1 protein-coding gene and 1 rRNA gene are annotated in these 3,331 nt (G+C 71.5%); both read right to left on the bottom strand.

Translation table 11 applies throughout. The features are described 5' to 3' along the window. Positions 1 to 372: 372 nt before the first annotated feature. Positions 373 to 1,209: a hypothetical protein gene (locus ACFXMF_RS47220; protein ID WP_360325148.1), complete on the bottom strand. Its 837-nt coding sequence runs from the start codon at positions 1,207 to 1,209 to the stop codon at positions 373 to 375. A 2,035-nt stretch (positions 1,210 to 3,244) separates the two neighbouring features. Beyond that, positions 3,245 to 3,331 (bottom strand): 5S ribosomal RNA (gene rrf, locus ACFXMF_RS47225); the annotation flags it as partial.

Genomic DNA, 3,331 nt, shown 5'->3' on the forward strand with positions numbered 1-3,331 from the left:
TCGTGACTTCGTGTCCCTGCGCTTCGCTCCGGGCCACGAAGTCTTTGTTTTGCGGCTCCGCCGCTCTCCGCGCTGCGCGCGTCGATCGCGCGGCTCACCCATCTCGGGGGCGCTGACGCGCCGGGCCGTAGCCGCGTTCGGCGGCGTGGGGAAAGCCAAGCCGTTCCCGCCAGCCGAAACCCGGATCGCGGTCGGCCACGGGCGTGGCCGCGGGGCCGGAGCCGGCCGTCCCGGTGCCCGTAGAACCGCGGCCTCCGCGCCAAAGGCAACGGGTGGAGCGGGCAGGAAACCTTCTGCGGCCCGTGGGACAAAACGCGGGGAGGGCCCGGCACGGATGTGCCGGGCCCTCCCCGTGTCCGCCGCGCGGGCGAATCAGTCCTTCGCGTCCCCGACCGGCTCGTCACCCTCAACGACATCGGCGGCGGCAACCTCGGCCTCGGCCTCGTCGTCCGCGTCGTCGAGCTCAGCCGACTCCGTCTCCGAACCCGCGTCCGACTCCTCGACGTAGTCCTCGTCGTCCTCCGCGTCCGGGTCGAGCGCGTCCGTGAAGTCCAGGCCGTCGAGTTCCGCGACCCGCTCGGCCGCACCCGTCTCGCCCGTCGTGTCCGCCTCGGCGGCCCGACCGAACCAGTCGCGCGCCTCGTCGTCCCGGCCCACGGCCGCCAACGCGTCGGCATAAGCGAACCGCAGTCGCGCCACCCAGGGGTTGGTCGACGCCGAGTTCAGCTCCGGCACCTGCAACGTGACCACGGCCGCGTCGAGCTGGTCCAGGTCGCGACGCGCACCGGCCGCGACGATCCGCAGCTCGATCTGCGCGGCCTTGTCCAGTTCCTTGACCTCGTCCGCACCCGCCATCTGCAACGCCCGCTCCGGACGGCCCAGCCCGCGCTCGCAGTCGGCCATCACGGCCCAGTGCTCGCTCGAACCGGTCATCCGCCGAGCCGCACGCAGCTCGGACAGCGCCTCCGCATACGCACCGGCCATGTAGGCGGCGATCCCCGCCGCCTCCCGCACCGCGGCAACGCGTGACGCGAGCCGCAGCGCGACCTTGGCGTACTTGTAGGCCAGCTCCGGGTCCTCGTCGACCGTACGGCCGATCATCACCAGGTTGCGCGCGACCTCGTCCGCGAGGGTCTTGGGCAGCCCACGCAGCTCCTGGCGCGCTTCCGCACCGAGCTCCTCGGCCTGCACGTCCTCGGGGATGAACATCCGCTCGACCGGCACATAACCGGGCTCGTCCCGACGATCGAACGACGGACGCGACCCACCGCGGTCGTCCCGGTTCCCATACGACGGACGGCTGTTGCCCCGGTCCCGATCCCCGTACGAGGGACGCCCACCACGGTCGTCCCGGCTGAACGAGGACCGCGAACCCCCACGGTCGCCGTACGACGGACGCGACCCACCGCGATCGTCCCGAGCGGGCCGGTCGGAGCGCTCCGGCCGATCCGACCGGAACGGCGGACGCGACCCACCGCGATCGTCCCGAGCAGGCCGCTCCGAACGCTCCGGACGGTCCGAACGATAAGGCGTGCGCGAACCACCCGCACCGCCCCGATCGTCCCGGTTGCCGAACGACGGACGCGACCCACCGCGATCGTCCCGACCACCACTCGCCGGACGACCCGAACCCCGGTCGTCCCGACGCGGCGCCGGACGACGCTCGTGGAACGGCTGCCGCGCGCCGGGCTGACCGTTGTAGGTCGGCCGGCTGCTGGCGCCGTCCCGGTGGTCACGATCCCCGAACTCCCGCTCCTCACGAGCAGGCCGGTCCGAACGCTCGGGCCGATCCGCACGGTACGGCGCACGCGACGCACCGGCACCACCACGGTCGTCACGATTGAACGAGGGACGACGATCCCCACCGCGGTCGTCCCGGTCGAACGCAGGACGCGAACCACCGCGGTCGTCCCGATTGAACGACGGACGCCCACTACCACCGCGGTCGTCGCGCGCCGGCCGATCCGAACGAGACGGCAGACGACCACCGGCACCACCCCGGTCGTCCCGGTTCCCGAACGAGGGACGCGAGCCACCACGGTCGTCACGACCAGGCCGCTCCGAACGCTCCGGCCGGTCCGATCGGTACGGCGGACGCGAGCCACCACCGGAACGATCGTCCCGGTTGAACGACGGACGACGTTCCCCACCGCGCTCCTCGCGGAACCCGGGCCGGTCGTCACGACCGGCCGGAGGGCGACGATCCCCGCCGCGGTCGTCCCGGTTGAACGCGGGACGCGAGCCACCACGGTCGTCACGGTTGCCGTACGACGGGCGTCCACCACGGTCGTCACGGTTGAAGGGGGGACGCGAACCGCCGTCGCGGTCCTCGCGGTTCGGCCGCGAGATCGCGTGATCACCGCGCGCCCCGTAAGAGGTACGCGACTGGCCGCGGTCACGCTCGGGAGCATCCGACCGGAAGCCCGGACGCGAGTCCCCGCGGTCGTCCCGAGCAGGCCGGTCCGAACGCTCGGGCCGGTCGGAACGGTACGGCGGACGCGAGCCACCACCGGAACGATCATCACGATTGAAAGAGGGACGCGAAGCGCCACCCCGATCATCCCGACCACCCGACTGCGGACGCCCGGCGCCGCGGTCGTCCCGGTTGAACGCGGGACGCGAGCCACCCCGGTCGTCACGGTTGCCGTACGAGGGACGCGAAGCGCCGCGGTCGTCACGACCGGGCCGGTCCGAACGCTCGGGCCGGTCCGATCGGTACGGCGGACGCGAGCCACCACCGGAACGATCATCACGATTGAAAGAGGGACGCGAAGCGCCACCGCGGTCGTCCCGACCACCGGATTGCGGCCGTCCACCGGACTGGGGGCGACCTGCGCCCGCACCACGGTTGCCACCGCGATCGTCCCGGTTGAACGGCGGACGCGAACCGCCGCGATCGTCCCGGCCGCCCTGATCACGACCACCGGAAGCCGGACGGCCACCACGATCGTCACGGTTGAACGGCCGGCGATCACCGCCGCCACCGCCCCCCGAGTACTGCGATCCACCGGGACGGCGACTCGGCCGTCCCTCGGAGGGGGGATTGGACATGGGATTTGCTCCTCGTGATCGTCGTACGGGTACGCAGTCGCCTGTGGCTCGACCACCATTGTCCCGTATGACGAACGAAGTCGGCGCACCCGACAGTGGCCATGAACCTCTGCGAACAGGGGTCGCCACAGTAAATAAATCCGGATAAAAAAATAAGGGGCCCCACCGGGGTGGGGCCCCTTACTCACGTTGATTCCGGCGGCGTCCTACTCTCCCACACCCCTTCGAGTGCAGTACCATCGGCGCTGGAGAGCTTAGCTTCCGGGTTCGGAATGAGACC

The organism is Embleya sp. NPDC059213 (assembly GCF_042754445.1).
GTDB lineage: Bacteria > Actinomycetota > Actinomycetes > Streptomycetales > Streptomycetaceae > Embleya.